Here is a 24,996-nt window from a genome sequence, read left to right as displayed (position 1 = left end):
GTCGAAGCTCGAAATCCACAGCTTCCACCTGCCAGAATAGCCATTGGCACAAAAGAAAAGGCCGAGCCCATAAGCCCGGCCACATTCACATAGTCATTTACAGATCAGAGAACAACCACTTCGGTACCCAGACCGACGCGCTCATAAAGATCCATCACATCCTCATTGATCATGCGGAAGCAGCCGTTGGAAGCCGAGCTACCGATAGTCCATGGCTGTACCGTGCCATGAATGCGGATGTAGGTGTCCTTGTTGCCCTGAAACAAGTACAGAGCGCGCGAACCAAGTGGATTGCCTGGACCACCATCCATACCGTTCTTGAAACGACCATAGTGAGCCGGATCACGCTCGATCATTTCCTTGGTCGGAATCCAGCGCGGCCACTCCCGCTTCGCGTTGATTGTTCCAGTGCCCTTGAATTCCAATCCCTGCTTGCCGACAGCGATGCCATAGCGGCGAGCAGTCGTCGACGTTTCAACAAGGTAAAGGAAACGCTGCTTCGGGTCGATCACGATGGTACCAGGCTTATAGCCGGTAAAAGCCACTTCCTGCGCCCGGAACTTCGGATCGATGTTGTACTTGTTGGCCTTAACTGCATTGCCGCTCTTGGAAGCCTTTTTCTTCTTCGGCTTTTCAGGATTGGCCTTGGCATCGCTTGAGAGAGCAACTTGCTGAACAGACGCAGCAGCTTCATTGAGCTGCGCTTCAGCGCTTACCGGCGAAGTTGCAAATGCAGGAGCGGTCGCTCCGATGCAGAGAGTTGCAATACCTGCCATCAAAATACGGCGTGAAAACATGTTCGGTTCCCGAAAATTCAAGCACAAGGGAAAAATGTCTGCCGCATTAATTGCGACCAGACTTTCGCTTTCCTTACTGCAAAGCGATCCGGTTCTCAATTCGCTGCCATCGTTCTGCAATGCGATTCGCGGCAGCGTATTGCCTAGCTGCAACACTTTGCAGTCTCATGATTAACAAAAAGAAAACCGGCCACAAGGGCCGGTTTCGCATTCTGTTCACTTTGCTCGACCTTTTACTGCGAGCTAGGAACCGGGTTGGCCGGGGTTTCCGGAACAACCGGAGCCTGCGGCTGGGTAGCGTCGGGCTGTGTTGCCGGTGCCGCAGCACCTGGAACTGCAGGTGCAGTCTGATTGGCGTCAGGACGCGAAGACTCGCCACCCAGCTGATTGAGGATACCGCCGCCATTGCCGCCTGCCGGAGCTGACTGACTGCCGGTTGCCGCCGGGATACGATTGAGAATGTCGGTCGGCTTTTCGCCGTAGCGTGCCATGATGCCGAGAATAAGCGAGGTCGCGAAGAAACCGATCGCGAGAATGGCTGTCGTGCGGGTCAGCGCGTTGGCTGCGCCGCGAGCCGTCATGAACCCCGAACCACCGCCAATGCCAAGGCCACCGCCTTCCGAACGCTGGATAAGCACAACGCCGACAAGCGCCAGCACGATCAACAAATGAATGACAATGATTACGGTCTGCATGGGTTACGGTCTTTATATCCCTAAAACTAGAGCGGCTCTTTACACGCTATTGTCCGATAATCCAAGCCCCGAGACCAAGATAGACAGACGTGATGTGCCGGTTACAAATTACGATAGGTTTCGCATATGGCGAGAAAATCGTTCGCCTTCAAGCTCGCACCACCAACAAGCGCACCATCAACATCCGCGACGCCGAGCAATTCCAATGCGTTTGAAGGCTTGACCGAACCGCCATAGAGCAGCCGAAGATGTGCGCCTTTCGTGCCGAAACGTTCAATTAGCTGCTCACGCATGAAAGCATGAGCGGCACGCACGTCCTGCACTGTTGGCGTCAACCCTGTACCGATTGCCCAAACCGGTTCGTAAGCAATGATCGTATTCTCGGCATTGACGCCATCCGGCAAAGAGCCAGCAAGCTGCTTGCCGATTACATCCAGAGTACGCTCCGCCTTGCGCTCATCGGCAGTTTCGCCGACGCAAACGATTGCAACCAATCCGGCAGCCCATGCGGCCTCGGTCTTGGCGCGAACAGTGTCATTGCTTTCATGATGGTCGGTCCGGCGTTCGGAATGACCGATTATGACATGCGTAGCGCCCGCTTCCTTAAGCATTTCTGCAGAGACATCGCCTGTATGCGCGCCAGACACTTTATGGTGAGCATCCTGACCGCCGAGACCAACAGTCTCGCCTTCGAGCGTTTCCGCCGCGCGGGAAAGAAGCGTCGCAGGTACACAAATGACGGCGTCAAGCTTGCGGCCGAGATCGGAGCTCAGGCCGGCAGCAATCGCACGCAATTCGGTCAGGGACTCTCCCGTGCCATTCATCTTCCAGTTGCCAGCAACCAGCGGACGGATTCCCGGAGTCATTTCATTCTCCTCGCCTGTTCAAAACAGTAGACGCGGTCACCTCTTGAAAGCGGACCAGCGCCAAAATTTGCCACTGACTAAGCGTATTCGTGCCGCAATGCAAATGTTCTTGAGTGCCTACATGCAATGAGACCTTGCATATAGGGCTGGCTTGAGGTTATCCCCTGACTGGCTCTATCTATGAAAGCCGAGCTTAGATTTATACTTGAAGGGTTTCCAATGCTCGACAGCCTGCGTTCTGCCGCTCAATCCTGGGTCGCCAAACTTCTGCTTGGCCTGCTTGTACTGAGCTTTGCGATCTGGGGCATCTCCGATGTCTTTCGCGGCGGCCTGTCAGGCAATGCCGCTTTGACGGCTGGCGGTTCCGAAGTGAGCGCCACTGATTATCGTTTCGCCTATGAACAGCAGATGATGCGTTTGTCTCAACAGTTTCGCCAGCGTCTGACGCGCGAACAGGCAAAAACGCTCGGTGTCGAAAATCAGGTACTCGCCCAGCTCGCAGCCGGTGTGGTTCTGGATGAAGGTGCGCGCAACATGCAGCTCGGCCTTTCCAAGGACGGAATTGCTCGACTGACCGGTGAAGATCCGGCTTTCCATGACGCAAGCGGCAACTTCAATCGTGCACAGTTCGATGCAGTGCTTCGTCAATCTGGCATTCGTGCTCAGGATTATCTCGACAACCGCGCGAAAGTGGCTCGCCGCCAGCAGATCGTGGAAGCTGCAACGGACGGCATCAAGCTTCCGAATACAGCGTTGAAGGCGCTGGCTCTATATCAAGGTGAAACCCGCAGCGTTGACTATGTGACCATTCAGGCTGAAAAGGCCGATGCTGTCCCTGCCCCGTCCGAAGATGCGCTCAAGACCTATTTTGACGCACACAAGGACGAGTATAAGGCACCGGAGTACCGGAAAATAACCTATGTGAAGCTGGAGCCGGCTGATATTGCTGATCCGTCCGCCGTCACGCAGGACGAAATCAACGAATATTACGAAAAGAACAAGGACCGCTTCAGCACGATCGAAAAGCGTACTATTGAGCAGTTGAGCTTTGCCGATGACGCCGCAGCTGAAGCTGCCCAGCAGAAAATTGCCGCTGGAACAAGCTTCATCGATATTGGCAAGGAACAGGGTAAAACAGAAGACGACCTGAAGCTTGGCACGTTTGAGAAATCCGCTATTCCTGATCAGGCAGTTGCCGATGCAGCTTTTGCACTGGCAGAGAATGGCGTGAGCCCGGTGGTGAAGGGTGGCTTTGGTCCTGTTATCCTGCGCGTGACGCAGATCGAACCGGCTCATGTGAAGCCACAAGCCGAAGTTGAAGGCGAAATTCGCATCACGCTTGCCAACAATATCGCAGCAAGCAGCATCAGCGGCATTCATGACTCTTATGAGCAGGACCGTTCCGACGGCGCATCAATGGCTGATGTGGCAAAGAAGCTAAGCCTCAAGTCCGTCATCGTGGAATCCGTCGACGCCGAAGGTAACGATCCTTCTGGTAATCCAGTGCAGCTGCCAAACTCCGAAGCGCTGCTTTCTGCTGCCTTCCAGGCCGACCAGGGTTTTGACAACGACGCCCTGACCATGGGCAATATTGGCTATCTCTGGTATCAGGTTGACAGTGTAACTCCGGCACGCGACCGTACGCTCGACGAAGTCAAGGACAAGGTTGCAGCGGCGTGGAAGGGCGAAGAAGCAGTCAAGCGTCTCAACCAGCGCGTAGACGAGTTGAAGAAACGCCTCGATGGCGGCGCGACACTCGACGCGATCGCTACAGAGCTGGGCGTCGAAAAGCAGACCAAGCGTGGTATTGTCCGCACGACCAACGATGCCGATATCGGAACAGCGGCGGCGGCGCAGATTTTCCGGGGAGCGAATGGTTTCACTGGTAGCGCTGCTGCACCTTCGGACGATGCCCAGATTCTGTTCAAGGTTGTTGAAGTGACCGAACCTGCCGGAGCTGGCCCGGAAGCTATTCCGGAACAGCAGCAGAAATATCTGGCGACATCGCTCTCGGATGATGTTCTCGAACAGCTCGTCGGCGAATTGCAGAAGCAATATCCTGTTAAGATAAACCAGACCGTCATCAACAACGCTCTGGCGTTTTAAGGACGGTGGGCATCCAAAATGGCTGATCTAAAACCCTATATCGCGAAAGCTGCATCAGGCGAGCCGCTTTCGCTTGAGGATTCCAGAGCCGCCTTCGATATCATGATGTCAGGACAGGCAACGCCGTCGCAGATCGGCGGACTGTTGATGGCGTTGCGCGTACGCGGTGAAACAGTACCGGAAATCGCCGGTGCCGTTGCCTCCATGCGCTCGCGTATGCTGGGAGTTTCTGCTCCCGACAATGCCATCGATATTGTTGGCACTGGTGGCGATCAGTCGGGTTCATACAATGTCTCCAGCTGCTCGGCATTTGTTGTTGCTGGAGCTGGCGTTCCTGTAGCAAAACATGGCAACCGCGCCCTCTCCTCCCGCTCTGGTGCAGCCGATGCACTCGCCGCGCTCGGCATCAATATCGAGGCCGACGCGAGCATCATCGGTCGCAGCATCACAGAAGCTGGCCTCGGCTTCATGTTTGCACCGATGCACCATTCCGCCATGCGCCATGTCGGCCCCTCCCGCGTAGAACTCGGCACCCGCACCATCTTCAATCTGCTTGGCCCCCTCTCCAATCCGGCCAGCGTCAAGCGTCAGCTTGTGGGGGTATTCGCACCACAATGGCTTGTGCCGCTGGCTGAAGTGCTCAAGGAACTGGGTTCCGAAGCGGCTTGGGTTGTCTACGGCGACGGCCTCGACGAGATGACTACCGCAGGAACGACACAAGTTGCCGCCCTCGAAAACGGTCAGATTCGTACCTTTGAAATTACGCCGGAAGAAGTTGGATTGCGTCGTTGCGACCCGGCCGAACTGAAAGGTGGCGAGGCTTCGGTAAACGCCAAGGCTCTGCTGGGCGTACTTGAAGGCGAGAAAAACGCCTATCGAGACATCGTCCTGCTCAATTCAGGCGCGGCGCTTGTGATTGCTGGCAACGCGAAGGACCTGAAAGAAGGCATCGCACTCGCGGCACAATCCATCGACAGCGGCGCAGCACTTGATGTTTTGCAGAAGGTGATTGCCGTTTCCAACGACAAAGCCGCCTGACGGAAAGGATCAATTCATGTCCACCGACATTCTGCGCAAGATCGAGGCTTACAAGCGCGAAGAAATCGCTGCTGCAAAAGCCGAGCGCACCGTCGCTGATTTGAAGGCACACGCACAGGATCAGGAAGCGCCGCGTGGTTTTCTCAAAGCGCTGGAGGCAAAACGCGCCGCCGGTGAATTCGCGCTGATTGCTGAAATCAAGAAGGCAAGCCCATCGAAGGGCTTGATCCGTCCTGATTTCGATCCGCCTGCACTTGCAAAAGCCTATGAAGCTGGTGGCGCTGCATGTCTTTCAGTGCTGACTGACACGCCTTCCTTTCAGGGAGCGCCGGAATTTCTGACGGCAGCTCGCAACGCTTGCAGTCTCCCGGCTCTGCGCAAGGATTTTCTGTTCGATACCTATCAGGTACACGAAGCCCGTAGTTGGGGTGCAGATTGCATTCTGATCATTCTTGCAAGCGTCGACGATGATCTTGCAAAGGCGTTGGAAGAAACCGCGTTCGAGCTTGGCATGGATGCACTCATCGAAGTGCATGACGAAGCCGAGATGGAACGCGCACTAAAGCTTTCATCGCGTCTGCTCGGCGTCAACAATCGCAATTTGCGTACATTTGAGGTCGATCTGGCCGTTTCGGAACGGCTGTCGAAAATGGCGCCAGCCGATCGCGTTCTGGTCGGTGAAAGCGGCATATTCACACACGAAGACTGCCTGCGTCTGAAAAAGTCTGGAATCGGGACATTCCTCATCGGAGAGAGCCTGATGCGGCAGGCCGATGTTGCAGCGGCTACCCGTGAACTGCTGACTGGCAAGGCTTGATCGATGCCATCCAAACTCACCCATATCGACCAGACCGGCGCTGCCAATATGGTGGATGTTGGTGCCAAGGACGAGACTGAACGACAGGCTGTGGCCGAAGGATCGGTCAGAATGAAGCCCGAAACGCTGGCGCTCATTCTGGAAGGCAACGCCGCGAAAGGTGATGTCATTGGTGCTGCGCGTCTGGCTGGCATCATGGCGGCCAAAAAGACCGCCGATCTGATTCCCCTATGCCATCCGCTGATGCTGACCAAAGTAGCCGTCGAAATCGAGCCGGATCAGACATTGCCCGGTTTGCGCGTTCGTGCGCTGGCCAAGCTCAAGGGGCGCACCGGCGTGGAAATGGAAGCCCTCACCGCCGTTTCTGTCACATGTCTTACGATCTATGACATGGCCAAAGCCGTCGACAAACATATGGAGATCGGCGGTATCCGCGTTACCGAAAAGAGCGGCGGCAAATCAGGTGACTGGAAAGCATAAACCGCTAGACTTTGCTCTGGATCAACTCATCTGGACAGATTCTGTGGTCTAGACGGGTCAACAATTCAGTTCGAGAGGAAACGCCATGTCCCTTCTCCCGGTCGATGAAGCACTGGCCCGCATCCTGAAATCCGCAGAACCGCACGGTAAAGAGCAGGTCGCATTGTCAGATGCAGGTGGGCGCGTGGTTGCAACACCTGTTTTGGCACATTTTCTGCAGCCGCCGTTCGACGGATCGGCCATGGACGGTTACGCCCTGATCGCGCCAGACAACATCTCTTATCCCGTCGAGTTCGACATCATCGGCGAATCGGCAGCGGGAAATCGTTTCGAAGGTGAAACGGGAACTGGTCAGGCAGTCAGGATTTTCACCGGCGCGCCACTGCCCAAAGGCTCGGACACGATCGTTATTCAGGAACACACTGAGCGCTCGGATAACCGGCTAACCGTTCACGAAGGCATAGAACCGGGACGACATATACGCCGCGCAGGCCTCGATTTTTCACCCGATAACATCGTCATTCCGAGCGGGCGGGCGCTGGATGCTGCAGCCCTGTCGCTGGCAGCGGCCAGTGGCAATGCGAAAATCGACGTGTTTCAAAAGCCCAAAATAGCAATCATTGCGACCGGCGATGAACTGGTTCCGCCGGGGGAAGCACCCGGAAAAGACCAGATTGTTGCATCGAACAGCGTTGGAATCGCCGAGATAGTAAGGCGAGCCGGCGGAGCGCCACATGATAAAGGGATCATTCCGGATGATCCTGCCAAAATCGAACGGGCAATAGCAGACAGCCTGCAAAGCGGCATCGACATTCTGGTGACGATCGGCGGCGCTTCCGTCGGTGACCGGGATTTTGTGCATGGAGCACTGCAGAAACAGGGCGTCAATCTCGACTTCTGGAAGATCGCCATGCGGCCCGGCAAGCCCCTGATGTATGGGCGCATCGAAGTGAACGGCAAGATCGTGCATGTCATCGGACTACCGGGCAATCCCGTTTCGAGCTTGGTATGCAGCCTCGTTTTTCTCCGTCCGCTCGTCGCCAAGCTTGCCGGAACGAACCTCGATGCCGATATCCGACCTGCAAAGCTGGGCACTGACCTGCCTGCGAATGACCACCGCCGCGATTATATCCGGGCCACAATCGAATCAAACCCTGATGGAACGCTGACCGCAAAGCCGTTTCCGGTCCAAGATTCGTCCATGCTTTCAGCTCTCGTCGGTTCAAAAGCGCTTCTCATCAGGGATGAAAACGCTCCTGCTGCCACTGTTGGCGATGATTGTCGCGTTCTCATGCTGTAGATCGAGCGCAATTCTCGGCCTCACTAAAGCTTGAGAAAACAGACCTAAGTCATCATAAAATATATGTTATTCGAAGCAGCATCTGACATGCCGTGCCCGTGATGGTCTTGCCCTGAAGTATTCCGTTCAATCTCACCCTGAGCGTTAATGGTTTTAAAACCATTGCAGAACAAGACTGGAACATATAGTGTTCGTTCTGGTTTTGTTTTTCTCGATTCTTGGCCGGGAGGGTGTCGCGCATGTTAACCCGTAAACAGCACGAGCTTCTGCTGTTCATTCATGAACGTCTAAAAGAAACGGGCATTCCCCCGTCTTTCGATGAAATGAAGGAAGCGCTCGATCTGGCTTCAAAATCGGGTATCCATCGTCTGATCACCGCCCTTGAGGAGCGTGGATTTATTCGCCGTCTGCCGAACAGGGCGCGTGCGCTTGAGGTGTTACGTCTGCCGGATTCCATCGCTCCGGGCCTCAATGCACAAAAGAAGTTCGCTCCCAGCGTTATCGAAGGCAGCCTGGGCAAAACGCCTCCGCCACCGGCACGCCCCGCCCCCGTGGCTACCAATGACGACACGTCTGGAACTGTGTCCGTACCGGTCATGGGGCGAATTGCTGCGGGTGTACCGATTTCAGCAATCCAGAATCAGACACACTCCCTCAGCCTTCCGCCCGAAATGATCGGTGCGGGCGAGCACTACGCGCTTGAGGTCAGAGGTGATTCAATGATCGACGCCGGCATTTTCGACGGTGATACCGTCATCATTAAACGCGGTGATTCAGCAAACCCCGGCGAAATCGTGGTGGCACTTGTCGATGACGAGGAAGCGACTTTGAAGCGCTTTCGCCGCAAGGGTGCATCCATCGCTTTGGAAGCCGCAAACCCGGCATACGAAACTAGAATATTTGGCCCGGATCGGGTTCGTGTGCAGGGCAAGCTTGTGGGCCTGATCCGCCGCTACTAGATCGTAGTGAAGCCGGTTTTGGAGATAAGCTCCGAGTTCAAACAATGGAGCGGTTCCAGTTAAGAACAGAAACGTGGAACCGCTCTTTATTTAGTTGCAGCGCGTTGGTTCATCGCTAACACCTGATGAACAAACTCCGGCATTTTGAGCGGAGTGGGATTTTGGTTTGTACTCGCGCTCGGACAAGCCACGTGCTGGACGTGAATGGATGCGGTGCAGATGCCAGGGACGACTTGGCGCATCAATTGCATAGGTAATTCGGTCCTCCGGCTGCAATTCAGATGTTTGCTGGCTCATCCCGGGCTTTGCGACGTCGTAGGTGTCGCCCGGTACAGCTCTGAAAGATCGATTTTGATCTGGCCTTTCTCCGAGCCTGATCTCGACGGCTCCCTTTAGTGCCAGTTCCTGCTTGCTGATACTCAGGATAGTGGAACGTTCGCACGCCAGATCTTTGCCGGAAACGGCGAGAATAACCACATCGCCGATATTGCAGGCTATTTCCAGCATCGCGACATCTGCGGTGTAGGCTAGTGTACGACCATCACGCAGACTGATCGTGCAAAGTCCATCTTCGCATTCGAACCCGTCCCCATCAGTTCGCTTTTTGTTTTTGCCGGATGGCGGCGCAATGAACTCTTCCACCAGATAAGCGGTTTTCCAATTGTCGATTGTGAACTGTGACGGTCGGCTTCGATTGACTGCGAACTTCCCGTCCGCGAGCCGAACCCCCACCAGTTTGGCATCTTCCGAGATCACGATGTCAGGAAAGGGCTCCCTGACGAAAGCAGCAAACCCTAGAACGATGAACGGCAGCGCCAACACCTTCAATCTGGTCGACAGAACAACAACCAGAACGAGCGCAATGGTCCAGAGAACGATAGTGAGTGCGGGCATGGCCCCAGGATTACCGTCTGGTGACCACTTTGCAACAAAGGCAGCAATGTGCCTGACTGCGAAAATGCCCCAGCCCATTATCTGCAAAGGCACCCAGTCCAGTTGCAATGGCATCAGCACAAGACCAAAGACGGCAAACGGCATCACGAGAAGAGCTATTACAGGCTCAGCGAGGACATTTCCTACAAGACCGAACGGCGCTGTATTGTTGAAGTGATAAGCTGCAAAAATCCCGCTCGCCAATCCGGCGATGAGCGAAGTAGCCGCCGCCGCTGTGATCGGCTTCAGGATTTTTCCAGCGAAGCTATAAGCGGTCTTCCCACGTTTTTCCGTGCCAACCTGCCTGATCGCGTAGCGCTCGCTCCACCAGGCATAACCGGCAATCAACGCAGCCGTAGCCGAAAAAGACATTTGAAAACTCGGTCCCAGTATCTCATGCGGCGAAATTGCAATCATAGCGATGGCCGCAATCGCCAGATTGCGCATACTGATGGCCGCTCGGTCTACCAGCAAAGCTCCGAGCATGACTGCAATCATCTCATAGCTTCGTTGTGCAGCGACATCCGCACCTGACATGGCAAGATAGAAGGTACAGCTCAACAGGGAGAGAAAGGCCGCATATTTCTTCACCGGATGCCGCACACTGAAAGCCGGAAATAGCGCGAAGACGGATCGCAACGTCAGCATGACAACGCCAGCGGCAAGCGCCATATGCAAGCCCGAGATCGACAGAATATGTGCGAGCCCCGCCTTGCGCAGGTCTTCATTTGTCCGCTCGCTGATCCCCGCACGCGTGCCTGCCACAAGCGCCGAAGCAACACTGCCGTCCTCGCCACCGATCACTTCCTCGATTCGCTCAGACACCCGCACGCGCAACATGGCGATCCATTGGGAAATTTCCGCAGTCAGTTCGTCTGGCTGAGAAACCGTCGCCACTTTGGGTGTTCCGAGAAAGAAACCATTGGCACCAATACCATTGAAATAGGCATGAAACGAGAAATCGTAGTTACCCGGGCGAACCGGACCCGACGGAATACGCAATCGCACGAAACCTGCCAGTCCGCTGCCAATGGCCGTTGACGCCGGTATGTCCCGCGCATTGACACGAATGCGTTTCGGTGGAAAACGGAGTTTTGGACGCTCTGTCTGGAGCACATCAAGTGTTATCCGCCAGCTGCCATTGTCCTGATATTCAAGAGCGACAACCCGACCCGTTACACGTGTTGCCACGTCAGAGCCCAGCATCGGCGTGGCACGACGTTCCGTTTCCCATTTGCCGACCACAAACCCCGCCAGCAGAGCGATTGCCAATGTCACGCCTTGGGCAGCGGCGAATTGTTTGCGCGTCGCAATTCGCAAGATAGTGGCCATACCGAGCATGGACAAAAGCGGTATCCATGCCGGTTCGAATGAGAGCGTGAAATAGATGATTGCGCCAACACCGGCAAAAACCGGCAGCAGAAGAAAAAATACACCGCGTCCCGCTTCAGTTTCAGCCGCAGCCTTGAACTGTCGACCTGTGACCGACGGTATAGACAAAAGTCGTTCACGCAAGCTTGGCGCACGAGGCTTGACCGGCGGTGGATTTACCGGAATCTCGACATCATTTGGAGGCCAGACCTCTGGCAACAAAGCGCGCACCAAACCGTCGGGCAAGCTTTTCACAAGCGCCCGTTCGTTTGCATCGCTCGCTTCCCTGATGCCTGTCATGCCCCCGCCTGACCGCAAAAGTTGGCCCAACCGCCGGAATACCCCGAAAGAACGACGGCACATTCGTGCGAAAGGGATGCGAGGCCCTTGCGCACATTGCTGCCTATGCTACATGAACCGCAGCCGAAATCGAGTGGGTTCGCATAACGAACCCCGATTACCTGCCGGGCAGTCTCGCGCAGGCATAGGAATTCAAGTTCGCGCCTGTGTCTCCGGCATTTGCCGCTGCTCTAAAAAGGCGCACGACATAGTGGAGCTATCATGCCGAAACCGGTCGTTACCCGTTTTGCCCCCTCGCCCACGGGGTACCTGCACATTGGTGGTGCGCGCACTGCCTTGTTCAACTGGCTTTATGCCAAGCACAGCGGCGGCAAGATGCTGCTGCGCATTGAAGACACCGACCGGGAACGTTCCACCGACGCCGCGACGGCTGCCATTCTTGATGGCCTGACCTGGCTTGGTCTGGACTGGGACGGCGATGCCATCTCTCAGTTCGAGCGCGCGCCTCGCCATCGCGAAGTCGCGGAAGAGCTCGTCACTCTCGGCAAGGCATATTATTGCTATGCAACACCAGAAGAACTGGCCGAAATGCGCGAGAAAGCACGCGAAGAAGGCCGTCCGCCGCGCTATGACGGTCGCTGGCGTGATCGCGATCCGTCAGAAGCGCCTGCAGGCGTAAAGCCGGTCATCCGGATCAAGGCACCGCAGGAAGGCGAAACCCTCGTGCAGGACGCTGTGCAGGGCGATGTGCGCTTCCCCAACAAAGACCTGGACGATTTCATCATTCTGCGTTCCGATGGTACGCCGACTTACATGCATGCAGTCGTTGTCGATGATCACGATATGGGCGTGACCCATATCATACGCGGCGACGATCATCTGACCAATGCTGCGCGGCAGACAGTCATCTATGATGCAATGGGTTGGGACGTGCCGCAAATGTCGCATATCCCGCTCATTCATGGTGCGGACGGTGCAAAACTCTCCAAGCGTCATGGCGCTTTGGGTGTGGATGCCTACCGTGCGATGGGTTATCTGCCTGCTGCTCTGCGCAACTATCTTGTACGCCTCGGCTGGAGCCATGGCGACGACGAAATCATGTCGACCGAACAGATGATCGAATGGTTCGATGTGAAGGATATCAACAAGGGGGCAGCTCGCTTCGATTTTCAGAAGCTTGAGGCAATCAATGGCGTCTATATGCGCGCCAGTGACGACAAGGCGCTTTATGATGCGCTTATCGCTGTTCTGCCGGAGATCGAGGGTGGCAAGGAAATTGCCGACGCTCTCGACGACAAGCGAAGCGCACAATTGCTTGCCGCTATGCCGGGCCTGAAGGACCGCGCCAAAACTTTGGTGGAACTGGCTGATGGTTCGAAATTCATCTTTGCTGCCCGTCCGCTTGATCTTGACGAAAAGGCAGCTTCTCTCCTGAACGACGAAGGCCGGGCCGTGCTCAAATCCGTACTCCCGGATCTGGAAGCATCTGGCGAATGGACCGTTGAATCTCTAGACGCTGTCGTAAGGACTCACGCAGAAAAAACCGGCCTGAAACTGGGCAAGATTGCACAGCCTTTACGTGCAGCTCTGACCGGTCGCGCCACCTCTCCGGGCGTGTTCGACGTGCTTTTCGTCCTTGGACGCGAAGAGTCCCTCGGACGTATTCGCGATCAAATCGGTTAAGGTGGGAACATTCACGCTGACGTGACAAAACCGGCGTAAATAGTTCAAATTACGCATTGCATCGCGAACCGTTTGGGATAGTTTGACGGGCAAAATCGTTAGGATAATGCGCTAAACGCTGATGGTCCCCATAGGGGCGGGGACCATGCCAAGAGATAAAAGACAAATTATAACGACGATTACAATTCTGCCGTCGTGCGGGCGGCAAAGTGGACATGAAAGGAAACACGATGTCAGATAGGACAGCCAGCTTTACACTAGAAGGCAAAACATTCGACCTGCCTGTACGACAAGGCACTGTCGGACCAGACGTCGTCGATATCGGTCCACTTTACAAAAACTCGCAGATGTTCACGTACGATCCCGGCTTCACGTCCACGGCATCGTGCGAATCCAAGATCACTTACATCGATGGCGATGAAGGCACCCTGCTCTATCGCGGTTACCCGATCGATCAGCTTGCCGAACACGGTGATTTTCTGGAAACCTGCTATCTGCTTCTCTACGGCGAATTGCCTACCGCGACGCAGAAGTCTGACTTCGACTACCGTGTGACACGCCACACGATGATTCACGAACAGATGACGAAGTTCTTTACGGGCTTCCGTCGTGACGCTCATCCCATGGCAGTCATGGTTGGCTGCGTTGGTGCAATGTCGGCTTTCTATCATGACTCGACCGACATCACCGACCCGCATCAGCGTATGGTCGCGTCGATCCGTCTGATCGCCAAGGTTCCAACGCTTGCCGCCATGGCCTACAAGTACCATATCGGCCAGCCGTTTATGTACCCGAAGAACGATCTCGATTTTGCGTCGAACTTCCTGCATATGTGCTTTGGCGTTCCATGCGAGGATTACAAGGTCAATCCGGTTCTGGCTCGTGCAATGGACCGCATCTTCATTCTCCACGCAGATCATGAGCAGAACGCCTCGACCTCGACCGTGCGCCTTGCCGGTTCTTCTGGGGCCAATCCGTTTGCATGTATCGCTGCCGGCGTTGCCTGCCTCTGGGGCCCTGCCCACGGCGGCGCAAATGAAGCTGCGCTCAACATGCTGGCTGAAATCGGTTCTGTGGACCGCATTCCAGAATTCATCGCCCGTGCAAAGGACAAAAACGATCCGTTCCGTCTGATGGGCTTCGGTCACCGCGTCTACAAGAACTACGATCCACGCGCCAAGATCATGCAGAAGACCTGCCATGAAGTTCTGGGCGAACTGGGCATCAAGGACGACCCGTTGCTCGACGTTGCAATGGAACTGGAAAAGATCGCCCTGACGGACGAATACTTCATTGAGAAGAAGCTTTATCCAAACATCGACTTCTACTCCGGCATCACGCTGAAGGCCCTCGGTTTCCCGACCGAAATGTTCACGGTTCTCTTTGCTCTCGCCCGCACCGTCGGCTGGGTCGCACAGTGGAAGGAAATGATCGAAGATCCGCAGCAGAAGATCGGCCGTCCACGCCAGCTCTATACCGGCGCTCCCGAGCGGGATTACGTGCCGCTCGCAAAGCGTAAGTAAGTATCAGACTATAATAAAAACCCCGGTTGCCAAAACAACCGGGGTTTTTCGTATTCTATCTACAGTCAAAATCAGCTCTTGGAATTGCCTGCCAATTCCAGAATGACGCGCGCCCCGATCTCGCCAGAGGGTTGCTCCGTCGCCATGATCGACGCAACTTTATCAAATCCGTCCAGCTGCGCCTGACGTGCCGATCCAGGCCGCATCAACCGTTCAAGGTTGCGTGCAAGCATTCCCGGACGGACAAACTCATTGAAATACTCAGGAACGACCGGTTCGTCGGCGATGATATTTGGCAAGGCAGCGCTCCAGATCGTGATCTTGGGCATCAGAAACTTGCTTGCGAACCAGTCCGCCTTATAGGAAAGCACGCTTGGAATGCGCGATAGAGCCAGTTCCAGCGAAACCGTCCCTGAAGCGGCAAGCGCTGCATCGGCTTTAGAAAAAGCTTTCCACTTTTCCTCATCACCCAACACAATAAGCGGTTTGACAGCCCAGTCCTTTGAAAGATCGCGAACCATTTCCTCAATGCGTGGCAGTGTCGGCAGAACGACGTCAAGCTTGTCGACCCGGGCAGCTAATTCACCAACAGCCTGCCCGAACGGTTCCATGAGCATCTGGATTTCAGTACGACGAGACCCCGGCAGAACGAGCAATGTTTTCCGGGACTCAACAGTCCGTCGCGCTTCCAGGTTTTTTTGCTCATCCCGTGCCCGCAGTATCGGTTCATAGCTGGAAAGGCGATGCCCGACATAAGTGGCACTCGGCCCGCTTAACCGCTGCATGACCTCCACCTCAAATGGAAGAATAGTCAACACATGGTCGAAATAGGCTTTCATCGCCCGCGCGCGTTGCGGCCGCCAAGCCCACACGCTTGGTGCTATATATTTCACGATGGGAATCGATGGATTTGCAGCCCTGATCTTCTTGGCGACGCGATGTGTAAACTCCGGACTGTCAATCAGAAGTACGCAATCCGGTTTCTCAGCGATGATGCTTCTAGCGGTCTGGCCAATACGCCGCATTAGACCCGGTAAGTTCTTCAGAATTGCGCCCAGCCCCATAAGCGCAATCTCGTGCGGATCAAAAAAGGACTTCATTCCCCGGGCCGCAAGGTGATCACCACCGACACCAATGATATCAACCAAGCGGTCTGTCTGGCTCCGCAACGCATCGATAAGGTCGGCACCTAGAAGATCACCGGATTCTTCACCGGCCACTATTGCTATTTTCAACGGCCGGCTGGTGGTGTTCACTTCTTGATATCCTTTTTCTCGCGACTGACCGTCTCTACGAAAAGGCCTCTTGCATTGGCCGCCGCGATGGTTTCACCGAAGCCTAGAATGAATGTCCTGCCTGCCTCAACAGCTATTCCTGATAATCCCGCTTTTACGGCATTATCAATCGTAGAAATTCCGATGGTCGGAAGGTCTGCTCTTTCGTCCTGTCGCGGCTTCGCCATCTTGACGAGAACACCGCCACGACGAGGTATGCGGCCAGCTGCACGTAACTCGCGCACACGCTCTATCATTTGATCTGTGCCTTCCGCCCCTTCGAGCGCAACGACACGTCCGCCAACCGCAACAGCACCCTGCCCGACATCCAGATCACCCAGACGAAGCGCAGATTCCATTGCAAGTTCAAGATTATGACGTTCTCTCGCGTCCGGTGCATTTCGCGTCAAAATTTGAGCTGGCGATGGAGAAAGTAAATTCGGAACAACATCGTGAGCCCCGACAACTTTGAAACCGAAGGACTCCAGCAGACCGATAAATGCACGTAAAAGAGCATCATCGCCTTGTCCCAACGCACGTAAAACGTAAGGCACTGCGCGCAGAGTAGGCCAGTCAAACTTCAGATCACTGACATGGGGCCTGCTTGTCACGCCACCAGCGAGGACAACGCGATCCACACCGGCAGCCTTCATCGACCGCACGAGCTTTGCAAACTCTACGATGGAAATTTCCTGATGCTCGTACTTGTAGAGTACCGGATCAGCCTCCCCTCGCAACGGTACGAGGAATGGCTTCTTCTCCGCAGCCTCAAGGGCCTCCGCCACACTGATCGGCAGCAGGCCATTACCAGCGATAATTGCAACGCGTCCCGCATCATCTGCAAGACGCGGTATTTGCTCAATCTTCGCCGCTGTCATGCCCGGCCCCACCATGGACCGCATCAAGCGGAGGTGTACAGTAGGCACGTTTGGTATCGACATTGATGAAGTCGATCATATCGATGACAGCCGGAGAATCCGGTATCGCAGTCAGGACGTCCTTTGCACGGTCCCGAATGGGCTTTGTGCGATCGAACAGCATCCGAACTGCATGACGGAGATTATGAATCTCTTTGCGTTCCATACCGGAACGCTTCATGCCGACGATGTTCAATCCACCGAGATGAGCGTGCACGCCAATCGCCATGCCGTACGGGATAAGATCGCTTACAACCGCAGCCATGCCGCCAACGAAAGCGTGATGTCCAACGCGCACAAACTGATGAATAGCGGCACCACCACCCAGAATAGCGTGATGCCCGATTGTCGTGTGGCCACCAATCATCACATTGTTGGAGAAGGTGACGTAGTCGCCAATGTCACAATCATGTGCCACATGCGCGTAAGCCAGGAACGAACAGTTGTCGCCAACCGAAGTGTAACCACGTGCGCTGTCTGACCCCTTGTGCATGGTCACGCCTTCGCGGATCAGGCAATTTGTGCCAATGTTCAGCTTCGTTGGACCGCCCTTATGCTTGTTGTTCTGCGGATCGCAACCCAGAACGGCATGCGGATAAACCTTTCCACCTGCGCCAAGCGTCGTTGCACCAGTCACCACTACATGACTCATCAATTCCGAATTGTCGCCTATGACGGCGCCAGACTGAATGTGACAGAAGGGGCCGACAGACACACCCTGCCCCAGTTCCACACCCTGCTCAACAAGAGCGGTGGGGTGAATAAATGTTTCTTTCATTGATATGCTCACTGGCTTTCTTCAGCTGTACTGATCATGGCAGCGACTTCAGCTTCCGCAACCTTTACACCATCGACTTCGGCAATGCATTCGTATTTCGAGATATTTGCGCGTTGCTTGATCTTCTTTACGTGAAGCAAAAGTCGATCTCCCGGTATGACCGGGCGACGGAATTTGGCATTATCTATAGTCATGAAATAGACCACGCCAGGGCGTCCGGTTTTGCGCTGAAGCAGAGAAATAGCGCCCGCCGTCTGTGCCATGGCTTCGACAATCAATACGCCCGGCATAATCGGCTTTTCAGGGAAATGTCCGGTGAAATGCGGCTCGTTGATCGTCACATTCTTGATGCCGGTTGCGGAGACGTCGCCGTCAATGTCAACAATCCGGTCGATCAGCAAAAATGGATAGCGATGCGGCAGCACTGCCAGAAGATCCTGGATATCTGCTGCTTCCAGCTTGGTCTGATTTGCATCACTCATCAGAGGATTGCTCCTTTCTCGATTGCCCGATGCTACGTATGTTCGCGATATCTCGGAACCACTGTTTGATAGGCCGAGCTGGAATACCGCCCCAGCGCTCGCCATCGGGTATGTCATTCATAACGCCGCTCGCTGCAGCAATCTGCACGCGCGAACCGATAATCAAATGGTCGGCAAGTCCCACACGACCACCCAGCATCGTCTGGTCACCGATGACACAGCTGCCGGAAATGCCGCAATGAGCCGCAACAATACAAAAACGGCCGATTCGCACGTTGTGGGCGATCTGTACGAGGTTATCGATCTTTGTACCTTCGCCAATGACGGTGTCGTTCAACGAACCACGGTCGATCGTCGTATTGGCGCCAATCTCGACATTGTCCTGAATGATGACTCTGCCGAGCTGGGGAACCTTCTCCAAGCCGGCGGGACCTGGGACGTAGCCGAAACCGTCCTGCCCAATCCGCACACCAGGATGAAGAGACACTTGATTGCCGATGAAAGCACACTGAACGGTTACACCGGGGGCAATATAGCTGTTGCGACCTATCTGGCTGCCTTCACCGATAACCGCTGTTGACGCGATCAGCGTACCGCTGCCGACACTTACGCCCCTGCCGATAACTGCGCCGGCCTCGATGGTCGCACCATCCTCGATATGTGCTGTCGGATGAATAATCGCCGCTGAAGAAACACCAGTTTCTCCGAACCAGCTGACCGGTTTGACGGACGCTGGAAACAGCATTCGACCAACGGATGCAAAGTCCCGTTGCGGATTGCGGGTAACCAGTGCAGCTATGTGCGACGGCACGCTATCCACCACAGCCTCACTACATAGAACGCCCGCGGCATTGATCGATGAGAGACCGTCGGCATTCTTCTTGCCTTCGACGAAAACAAGAGAACCCTCAACAGCATCTTTAAGCGAAGAAAGACGCGCAACAGAACGCGGTGCAAGCTTCGGGTCACGAAGTCTTGCACCGGTAAAATCTGCGATATCGCCAATCGTGAGTTCACGCGAAGGCGCGAAAAAAACAGGATCTGCCATCAAAACACTTTCTTCCCCGGGGTTGTTATACCCCGGGAAAAGGCAAATCTATTAGAACTTGGTCGAAACACCGAAGTTGAAGTTCTGAACCTTGTCGGTATCAGCCTTCGCGATCGGGAACGCATAGTCAAAACGCAGAGGACCGAACGGCGAAGCCCACATCAGGCTTATACCTGCCGAAGCGCGAAGCTTCTTGTCGTCGCCATAGATTGGCGAACCGCCCTGCGAGGAGTCATTACCATAAAGCGTTGCGGCATCAGCAAACAAGGCGCCACGGATACCCAAGCTTTCAGGAACGAGTGGCATCGGGAACTGAACTTCAGCCGTACCGTTGATATAGGTCGTTCCGCCCATCCAGTAGCGTTTGCCGTTCGCGGCATCCTGATATGGACCGATACCATTGAACTTGAAGCCGCGGATGATGTCCGAATTGTTCTTGAACAGATCAAAGATGCGGACGCCATCATCACCGAATTCATGGATATAACCACCGCCAATGCCCAGCATACCGACGATATCGGCTTCCTGAGAAAGCGTCTTGTAGTAGTTACCCTTGAACGTGGTCTTGATGTACTTGGCATCGCCGCCAAGACCTGCGAACTCCTGCGTGAACTTGCCATAAAGACCGTCATGCGGATTCTTCATGTCGTCGATGGAGTTGTAGGTCAGCGAGTAGCTGATCGACGAACGCAACCACGGACTATGCTCAGCAGCCTCTAGCAAGGCAGGCGCATAGTAGTTGTCAGCGTCCGCACGGAACAGGTCATACTTTTCCTGAACGAGGTTATACGCGATACCTGCCGAGAAATTGTCCGTGATCGGAAGACCGAAGCGGATCGTACCACCGGTCTGCTCGACGTCGTAATCATCGTTTACGCGATACGTACGACGGAATACATCGAAACCAGCCGAGAGACGATATCCGAGGAAATATGGCTCCGTAAACGACAGGCCATAATTGCGCATATCATCCTGACCGGCACCGGCGCTGATACGGATGTACTGGCCGCGTCCGAGGAAGTTACGCTCGGTAATAGCAGCTTCGACCTGCGCACCCGGCGATTCGCCGCCTGTCGTGTAACCGCCACCGATCGAGAATTCGCCGGTCGACTTTTCAACGACATCAACGACAAGAATAACCTGATCCGGCTCAGAGCCAGGCGCCGTCGAGATATTGACCGTCTGGAAGAAGTCAAGCGCTTCGAGACGACGCTTCGCGCGCTGTACCATGACCTGATTGAAGGCATCACCTTCGTTCATGTCGAATTCGCGACGAATCACGAAGTCACGCGTCTTGTCGTTACCGCGAATTTCAATGCGCTGAATATAAGCGCGCGGACCTTCGTCAACGCTATAGACGACCGAAATCGTATGGTTCTCGAAATCACGATCGCCACGCGGTTCAACCTTGGCGAAAGCATAACCACTACCGGCAACATTTTCGGTAACTGCGAGAACCGAATCTTCGATTTCCTTGGCGCTGTAAGGCTTACCCGAACGAGTCTTGACCAGATGATCCAAGGCCTGCCCGTCAACGCCATCAACGTTGCTCTCGACGCTTACATTGCCGAATGTATAGCGCTGACCTTCATCAACCGTGATGGTGATCGTGTATTCGTTTGTCGACGGATCGAGAACTGCATTCGATGAAATAACGCGGAAATCCGCATAGCCGCGATTGTAATAGAAACGACGGAGCGTTTCCTCGTCAGCCTGAAGACGCCCTTCGTCATATACGTCATTACGCGTCAGCCACGAAAGCGGATTCGAACGTTTGGTCGAAATCACGTCGCGCAAACGACGAGAGCCGAATGCCTGATTGCCAACGAAATCGACATTTGCGATTTTCGTGCGCGAACCTTCGTTGATTTCATAAACGACGTTCACACGCCCCTGACCAAGATCAACAGTACGTGCATTCACGGTCGCATCGCTGCGCCCGATATGCGCATAGGCTCCCTTGATCGCTTCAACGTCAGCTTCCATCGTCGCAGCGTCATAAGGCGAACGCGGCTTGAGCTGAACAGCACGAGTAAGATCAGGATCCTTGATCTTCTTGTTGCCCTGGAAAAGGACGTTGTTGACGACGGAACGCTCAGAAACATTCACGACGAGCGTGCTGCCGGACTGATTGATGCGAACATCCGAGAACAGACCCATCGCAAACAGACGCTTCACCGCAGCATCAATATCAGCGCTGGTGAAGGCCTTGCCCGGACGAATGTCGATATTGTCACGGATGGACTGTGCGTCGACGCGTGTATTACCGCGTACCTCGATACGGCTAACGACAGCAGCCTCGGCAACATTGACCGAAGCCAGCGAGAGTGCAGCAGTACCCGAAGCCACAAGAGCCACTGACATGGCGAGCGCAGAAGCGGCGCCAAAGAATTTAGAACTTGCCGTCATAGGCTTTCCGAACCTTCGTTTCTTTCTGTCCCCGGGGCGATTAACCCAGAAAAGCACGTACAGATACAACCGTCATACCCGGTTTTTCCATACAAGCAAGCGTCACGGTTAAATTCTGTTTACTTAAGCAACCAGCGTGGCATCCGCGCCACGCGATTTGAGCGTTATGGTAAACAAATCGCTTAGCTTTTCGAGCAGTCACTCCCAATTTTCACTTCTGTTTAACACCTTCCCCGATCCTCGCCAGAGAAGATGCGCATCATAGCGGTTAGCTGACTGGAACCCTCCAGCCTGCACCGATCCCCAAGATCACCACCTGAGCCAGCCGGAGAGTCATCTAGCAGGCAAACAGGTCGTTGAAAAGTACGAACCCCATGAATCCCATAACAAGTAGGAACCCAACACGATAGAAAATTTCCTGCGCCGCAACAGATACCGGGCTACCCTTTATGGCCTCCACCGCATAGAAAACCAGGTGACCGCCATCCAGCGGAGGCAATGGAAACAGGTTCAAAAGCCCGATACCAACCGACAACATTGCCATTAGCTGGATAAGCCAGTCAAAACCCTGACTTGCAGCCTTACCAGCCATATTGGCAATTTTCACCGGACCACCGAGCTGACATTTATCCTCACGCCCGACCGCAAAACGCTGAAAGAACTCTCCTGTCCGGCTGATAATGTAGCCCGTTTCCATGACAGCCTGTCCCACTGATTCGAGGGGACCATATTCAATCCGGCGAAAATTACCGACAGCTTCAGTGGTTTCCACGCCGATGGCGCCAAGCTTGATCTTGTTTCCAAGCGGATCCGTACGCTCGACGATTGCCGGAACGGCCTGCAAATCCACCATCTTGCCATCACGCTCGACAGTGAAGTTCAGCTTGTCCCCGGCCCGTCCGGATACGATGCGCTGCACGTCGGAAAAAGTTGTGATCTTTTCGCCCTCAACGCTGATAAAGCGATCCCCGGCTTCAAACCCTGCTTCAGCAGCAGGACTGCCAGGCTGAACGCCAGCTATGAGCGGATCGGAAATCTGACGCCCATAGAGCGCGAAGAAGACACTGAAGATAACGATCGTCAGAATGATATTGAAAGCAGGACCGGCAAAGACGGTCGCCGCACGCTTCCACACAGGCTGGGTATGGAATGCCCTTCGCTGCTCATCTGCGCTCAGGCTTGCATTATCGACGTCAACTGGAGAGCTCGTGGCGCTCTCGTCACCGATGAATTTGACATAGCCACCAAGCGGAATGGCAGAAATCTTCCACCGCGTGCCGTGCTTGTCCGTGAAACCGATCAGCTCAGGTCCGAAGCCGATAGAAAATGCCTGTGAGCCAATGCCGCACCAGCGCGCAACCAGATAGTGGCCCATTTCATGAACAAAGACCACAACGGTCAAAACAAAGAGGAATGGAATGATGGTCCCGACAAGCAGACTTTCGCCACCCAGAAAAAAGGCCAACGCCTCCTGCAAATCACTACTCCTTACACAACGCTAGTGGGCTTCCGAAGAACCGAATGCGTTTTGAGCAATCCCACAAACTCATCCGTCGCACCCTTAGAAACTGAAGAATATAGCGGACGGCACGTCTGGCTCTGCAAAAATTGCACCAAACAGGTACAAAAGTGCGGCAGCAGCGACAAGCCCGTCCACGCGATCCAGAACACCGCCATGCCCCGGCAAAAGACGGCCAGAGTCCTTTGCGCCGAACTGGCGCTTCACCCATGATTCTGCAAGGTCGCCAATCTGCGAAACGACAGACAGCAGCAATGCGAGTAGCGGTACCAGCCAACTGCCGGGAGCAGCCACCAGTGAGGCAACCAGAATGCCACCGGCTACCGCAGCCGCGGCGCCACCGATGGCGCCTGACCACGTCTTGTTCGGTGAAAAGCGCGGTGCCAATTTCGGCCCGCCCAGTGCCCGGCCATTGAAGTAGGCCGCGATATCCGTGGACCAGACAACTGCGAAAAGGAAAACAATCGCAGTAAAGCCAAAGGGCTCATCGCCGCGCAGGAGTGAAAGCGAAACGGCGGAGAAACCTGCATAGAAAAGCCCCGCCGCTGGCCAGCCGCGCCCTGTCCGCCATTGCGTGGCCAGAAGAATGAGGGTGCCCACCAACAGAACGCCAATCGTCAGCAAAGCGCTCCGGTCCATAACAAGCAGAACGCTTGTGAGCACCAGCCATGCCCAGCCGAACACACGCGAGAACACTGTCTGCTTCGGTGCGGTCAGGCTCGTCCACTCGTGGAACATGGCCAATCCGATTGCAATCGAAAACAGTGTGAAACCCAAACCGCCGACCCACGTCAGCCACAAGGCGGCTGCACCGAGGACAATGGCAGTAATGATGCGGGTTTGCAGATTGGACATTGAGACCTTTCGAGGGACTGGCTTACGCCATATTAGAGCATTTTCAGTCGTCCCAACTCTCGGGAACCACCTTAGACTGCCGCCCCCTTGGTCGAAGGGCATGCGATTTCTTCTTCACGGTCTTCCAGTCCGGCGCGCACTTCAACGCCGCCAAACCGACGCTCGCGCTGGCGAAAAGCCTCATAGGCTGCATCAAGATCAGACGCGCGGAAATCAGGCCAATGAATGGGCAGGAATAGAAACTCGGAATACGCCGCTTGCCAGAGCAGGAAATTCGACAGGCGCATTTCCCCGCTCGTACGGATGATAAGATCGGGATCGGGTATCCCGGCTGTATCGAGATTTGCGGAAACCAGTTCACTGGAAATGGAAGCAGGATCAAGCAGTCCGGCAGCGACATCACGCGCCAGACTTCGAACGGCACGGACGATCTCGTCGCGGGAACCGTAATTGAAAGCTATGATCAGGTTGAGGCCTGTATTGCGACGCGTAAGCGTTTCCGCTTCGACTAATAGCGCACGTATATCGGCGGCAAGTTCCTCGCGCTCGCCGATAATACTGACACGCACATTATTGCGGTGCAGCTCAGCAAGATCGCGTCGGATGAAAATCTTCAGCAACCCCAGAAGATCGTTCACCTCGCCGCTGGGGCGGGTCCAGTTCTCTGAAGAGAACGCAAACAATGTAAGGTAGCCGAGGCCACGATCCCCGGCCGCCCGTACAATCTCACGAAGAGCTTCCACGCCTGCCCGGTGCCCGGCGCTGCGCGGCAAATTGCGCGCCTTCGCCCAACGGCCATTGCCATCCATGATAATGGCGATGTGGCGCGGATCGGACATGGCGAAG

The 24,996-nt window shown here is 54.9% G+C and carries 21 protein-coding genes; 8 read left to right on the top strand and 13 right to left on the bottom strand.

What is annotated here, in order from left to right; all coding sequences use genetic code 11:
• Window positions 1-104 precede the first annotated feature (104 nt).
• From FG152_RS21165 to tpiA, 3 genes are all read right to left on the bottom strand, one after another.
• Window positions 105-797 carry a L,D-transpeptidase gene (locus FG152_RS21165; protein WP_010660000.1) on the bottom strand — a complete coding sequence of 231 codons (693 nt, stop codon included), beginning with the start codon at window positions 795-797 and terminating at the stop codon, window positions 105-107.
• Window positions 798-1,030: 233 nt separating this feature from the next.
• Window positions 1,031-1,492, bottom strand: a complete 462-nt coding sequence (gene secG / locus FG152_RS21160; RefSeq protein WP_029924696.1) for a preprotein translocase subunit SecG — start codon at window positions 1,490-1,492, stop codon at window positions 1,031-1,033.
• A 101-nt stretch (window positions 1,493-1,593) separates the two neighbouring features.
• Complete coding sequence (gene tpiA, locus FG152_RS21155) at window positions 1,594-2,358, bottom strand: triose-phosphate isomerase (RefSeq protein ID WP_029924694.1); 765 nt, start codon at window positions 2,356-2,358, stop codon at window positions 1,594-1,596.
• 219 nt (window positions 2,359-2,577) lie between these two features.
• Between tpiA and FG152_RS21150 the strand changes: the two genes are divergently transcribed.
• The 6 genes from FG152_RS21150 to lexA all read left to right on the top strand — a co-directional run bounded on the left by FG152_RS21150 (window position 2,578) and on the right by lexA (window position 9,058).
• Window positions 2,578-4,464, top strand: coding sequence for a peptidyl-prolyl cis-trans isomerase (locus tag FG152_RS21150; RefSeq protein WP_029924692.1), 1,887 nt, complete (start codon window positions 2,578-2,580; stop codon window positions 4,462-4,464).
• Between the two features lie 18 nt (window positions 4,465-4,482).
• Window positions 4,483-5,502 (top strand): anthranilate phosphoribosyltransferase, encoded by a 1,020-nt coding sequence (gene trpD, locus FG152_RS21145; RefSeq protein ID WP_029924690.1) that lies wholly within the window; start codon window positions 4,483-4,485, stop codon window positions 5,500-5,502.
• Window positions 5,503-5,518: 16 nt separating this feature from the next.
• Window positions 5,519-6,319, top strand: coding sequence for an indole-3-glycerol phosphate synthase TrpC (gene trpC / locus FG152_RS21140; RefSeq protein ID WP_029924688.1), 801 nt, complete (start codon window positions 5,519-5,521; stop codon window positions 6,317-6,319).
• Window positions 6,320-6,322: 3 nt separating this feature from the next.
• A complete protein-coding gene (moaC, locus tag FG152_RS21135; protein ID WP_029924686.1) occupies window positions 6,323-6,799 on the top strand; it encodes a cyclic pyranopterin monophosphate synthase MoaC in 477 nt (158 codons plus the stop codon).
• A gap of 85 nt (window positions 6,800-6,884) precedes the next feature.
• Window positions 6,885-8,099, top strand: coding sequence for a molybdopterin molybdotransferase MoeA (locus FG152_RS21130; RefSeq protein ID WP_498988200.1), 1,215 nt, complete (start codon window positions 6,885-6,887; stop codon window positions 8,097-8,099).
• Window positions 8,100-8,338: 239 nt separating this feature from the next.
• Window positions 8,339-9,058, top strand: a complete 720-nt coding sequence (gene lexA / locus FG152_RS21125) for a transcriptional repressor LexA (RefSeq protein WP_010659992.1) — start codon at window positions 8,339-8,341, stop codon at window positions 9,056-9,058.
• Window positions 9,059-9,148: 90 nt separating this feature from the next.
• Here the strand turns inward: lexA and FG152_RS21120 are convergent, their stop codons facing one another.
• Window positions 9,149-11,662: a ComEC/Rec2 family competence protein gene (locus FG152_RS21120; protein ID WP_029924682.1), complete on the bottom strand. Its 2,514-nt coding sequence runs from the start codon at window positions 11,660-11,662 to the stop codon at window positions 9,149-9,151.
• 261 nt (window positions 11,663-11,923) lie between these two features.
• On the opposite strand from FG152_RS21120, the gene gltX reads away from it, so the two are divergent.
• Both gltX and gltA read left to right on the top strand, forming a co-directional pair.
• Window positions 11,924-13,345, top strand: a complete 1,422-nt coding sequence (gene gltX, locus FG152_RS21115) for a glutamate--tRNA ligase (RefSeq protein ID WP_036586702.1) — start codon at window positions 11,924-11,926, stop codon at window positions 13,343-13,345.
• 230 nt (window positions 13,346-13,575) lie between these two features.
• The gene (gltA, locus tag FG152_RS21110; protein ID WP_010659989.1) at window positions 13,576-14,868 is read left to right on the top strand and encodes a citrate synthase; all 1,293 of its coding nucleotides are present in this window, start codon (window positions 13,576-13,578) and stop codon (window positions 14,866-14,868) included.
• 71 nt (window positions 14,869-14,939) lie between these two features.
• On the opposite strand, the gene lpxB is transcribed toward gltA, so the two are convergent.
• From lpxB to FG152_RS21065, 9 genes are all read right to left on the bottom strand, one after another.
• On the bottom strand, window positions 14,940-16,124 hold the full coding sequence (gene lpxB, locus FG152_RS21105; RefSeq protein WP_036586701.1) for a lipid-A-disaccharide synthase: 1,185 nt from the start codon (window positions 16,122-16,124) through the stop codon (window positions 14,940-14,942).
• Window positions 16,121-17,020 carry an LpxI family protein gene (locus FG152_RS21100; protein WP_029924676.1) on the bottom strand — a complete coding sequence of 300 codons (900 nt, stop codon included), beginning with the start codon at window positions 17,018-17,020 and terminating at the stop codon, window positions 16,121-16,123. The genes lpxB and FG152_RS21100 overlap by 4 nt, the downstream gene beginning before the upstream one ends.
• Window positions 17,001-17,837, bottom strand: coding sequence for an acyl-ACP--UDP-N-acetylglucosamine O-acyltransferase (gene lpxA, locus FG152_RS21095; RefSeq protein WP_010659986.1), 837 nt, complete (start codon window positions 17,835-17,837; stop codon window positions 17,001-17,003). The genes FG152_RS21100 and lpxA overlap by 20 nt, the downstream gene beginning before the upstream one ends.
• An 8-nt stretch (window positions 17,838-17,845) precedes the next feature.
• Entirely contained in the window at window positions 17,846-18,319 is a 474-nt protein-coding gene (fabZ, locus tag FG152_RS21090) for a 3-hydroxyacyl-ACP dehydratase FabZ (protein WP_010659985.1), read from the bottom strand.
• Entirely contained in the window at window positions 18,312-19,367 is a 1,056-nt protein-coding gene (gene lpxD / locus FG152_RS21085; protein WP_010659984.1) for a UDP-3-O-(3-hydroxymyristoyl)glucosamine N-acyltransferase, read from the bottom strand. Before lpxD ends, fabZ begins: the two co-directional genes overlap by 8 nt.
• Window positions 19,368-19,418: 51 nt before the next feature.
• Window positions 19,419-21,776 (bottom strand): outer membrane protein assembly factor BamA, encoded by a 2,358-nt coding sequence (bamA, locus tag FG152_RS21080; protein WP_036586699.1) that lies wholly within the window; start codon window positions 21,774-21,776, stop codon window positions 19,419-19,421.
• 337 nt (window positions 21,777-22,113) lie between these two features.
• Window positions 22,114-23,253, bottom strand: a complete 1,140-nt coding sequence (rseP, locus tag FG152_RS21075; protein ID WP_012091955.1) for an RIP metalloprotease RseP — start codon at window positions 23,251-23,253, stop codon at window positions 22,114-22,116.
• 84 nt (window positions 23,254-23,337) lie between these two features.
• Window positions 23,338-24,150 carry a phosphatidate cytidylyltransferase gene (locus FG152_RS21070; RefSeq protein ID WP_010659981.1) on the bottom strand — a complete coding sequence of 271 codons (813 nt, stop codon included), beginning with the start codon at window positions 24,148-24,150 and terminating at the stop codon, window positions 23,338-23,340.
• A gap of 71 nt (window positions 24,151-24,221) precedes the next feature.
• Window positions 24,222-24,989, bottom strand: coding sequence for an isoprenyl transferase (locus FG152_RS21065; protein ID WP_029924672.1), 768 nt, complete (start codon window positions 24,987-24,989; stop codon window positions 24,222-24,224).
• Between the last annotated feature and the right edge of the window lie 7 nt (window positions 24,990-24,996).

The sequence above is a fragment of the Ochrobactrum sp. XJ1 genome (assembly GCF_024701725.1).
Classification (GTDB): Bacteria; Pseudomonadota; Alphaproteobacteria; order Rhizobiales; family Rhizobiaceae; genus Brucella; species Brucella anthropi.
Note: the sequence above shows the minus strand (reverse complement) of the source record. Positions and strands in the feature narration are given on the sequence as shown.

What these genes read in the sequence shown, in the direction of transcription:
- trpD (WP_029924690.1), top strand. Translation starts at nt 4,483, where the DNA reads ATGGCTGATCTAAAACCCTATATCGCGAAAGCTGCATCAGGCGAGCCG.
- tpiA (WP_029924694.1), bottom strand. Translation starts at nt 2,358, where the DNA reads ATGACTCCGGGAATCCGTCCGCTGGTTGCTGGCAACTGGAAGATGAAT.
- moaC (WP_029924686.1), top strand. Translation starts at nt 6,323, where the DNA reads ATGCCATCCAAACTCACCCATATCGACCAGACCGGCGCTGCCAATATG.
- fabZ (WP_010659985.1), bottom strand. Translation starts at nt 18,319, where the DNA reads ATGAGTGATGCAAATCAGACCAAGCTGGAAGCAGCAGATATCCAGGAT.
- lexA (WP_010659992.1), top strand. Translation starts at nt 8,339, where the DNA reads ATGTTAACCCGTAAACAGCACGAGCTTCTGCTGTTCATTCATGAACGT.
- gltX (WP_036586702.1), top strand. Translation starts at nt 11,924, where the DNA reads ATGCCGAAACCGGTCGTTACCCGTTTTGCCCCCTCGCCCACGGGGTAC.
- FG152_RS21130 (WP_498988200.1), top strand. Translation starts at nt 6,885, where the DNA reads ATGTCCCTTCTCCCGGTCGATGAAGCACTGGCCCGCATCCTGAAATCC.
- lpxD (WP_010659984.1), bottom strand. Translation starts at nt 19,367, where the DNA reads ATGGCAGATCCTGTTTTTTTCGCGCCTTCGCGTGAACTCACGATTGGC.
- FG152_RS21100 (WP_029924676.1), bottom strand. Translation starts at nt 17,020, where the DNA reads ATGACAGCGGCGAAGATTGAGCAAATACCGCGTCTTGCAGATGATGCG.
- lpxA (WP_010659986.1), bottom strand. Translation starts at nt 17,837, where the DNA reads ATGAAAGAAACATTTATTCACCCCACCGCTCTTGTTGAGCAGGGTGTG.
- FG152_RS21120 (WP_029924682.1), bottom strand. Translation starts at nt 11,662, where the DNA reads ATGACAGGCATCAGGGAAGCGAGCGATGCAAACGAACGGGCGCTTGTG.
- gltA (WP_010659989.1), top strand. Translation starts at nt 13,576, where the DNA reads ATGTCAGATAGGACAGCCAGCTTTACACTAGAAGGCAAAACATTCGAC.
- FG152_RS21150 (WP_029924692.1), top strand. Translation starts at nt 2,578, where the DNA reads ATGCTCGACAGCCTGCGTTCTGCCGCTCAATCCTGGGTCGCCAAACTT.
- FG152_RS21065 (WP_029924672.1), bottom strand. Translation starts at nt 24,989, where the DNA reads ATGTCCGATCCGCGCCACATCGCCATTATCATGGATGGCAATGGCCGT.
- FG152_RS21070 (WP_010659981.1), bottom strand. Translation starts at nt 24,150, where the DNA reads ATGTCCAATCTGCAAACCCGCATCATTACTGCCATTGTCCTCGGTGCA.
- trpC (WP_029924688.1), top strand. Translation starts at nt 5,519, where the DNA reads ATGTCCACCGACATTCTGCGCAAGATCGAGGCTTACAAGCGCGAAGAA.
- FG152_RS21165 (WP_010660000.1), bottom strand. Translation starts at nt 797, where the DNA reads ATGTTTTCACGCCGTATTTTGATGGCAGGTATTGCAACTCTCTGCATC.
- bamA (WP_036586699.1), bottom strand. Translation starts at nt 21,776, where the DNA reads ATGACGGCAAGTTCTAAATTCTTTGGCGCCGCTTCTGCGCTCGCCATG.
- secG (WP_029924696.1), bottom strand. Translation starts at nt 1,492, where the DNA reads ATGCAGACCGTAATCATTGTCATTCATTTGTTGATCGTGCTGGCGCTT.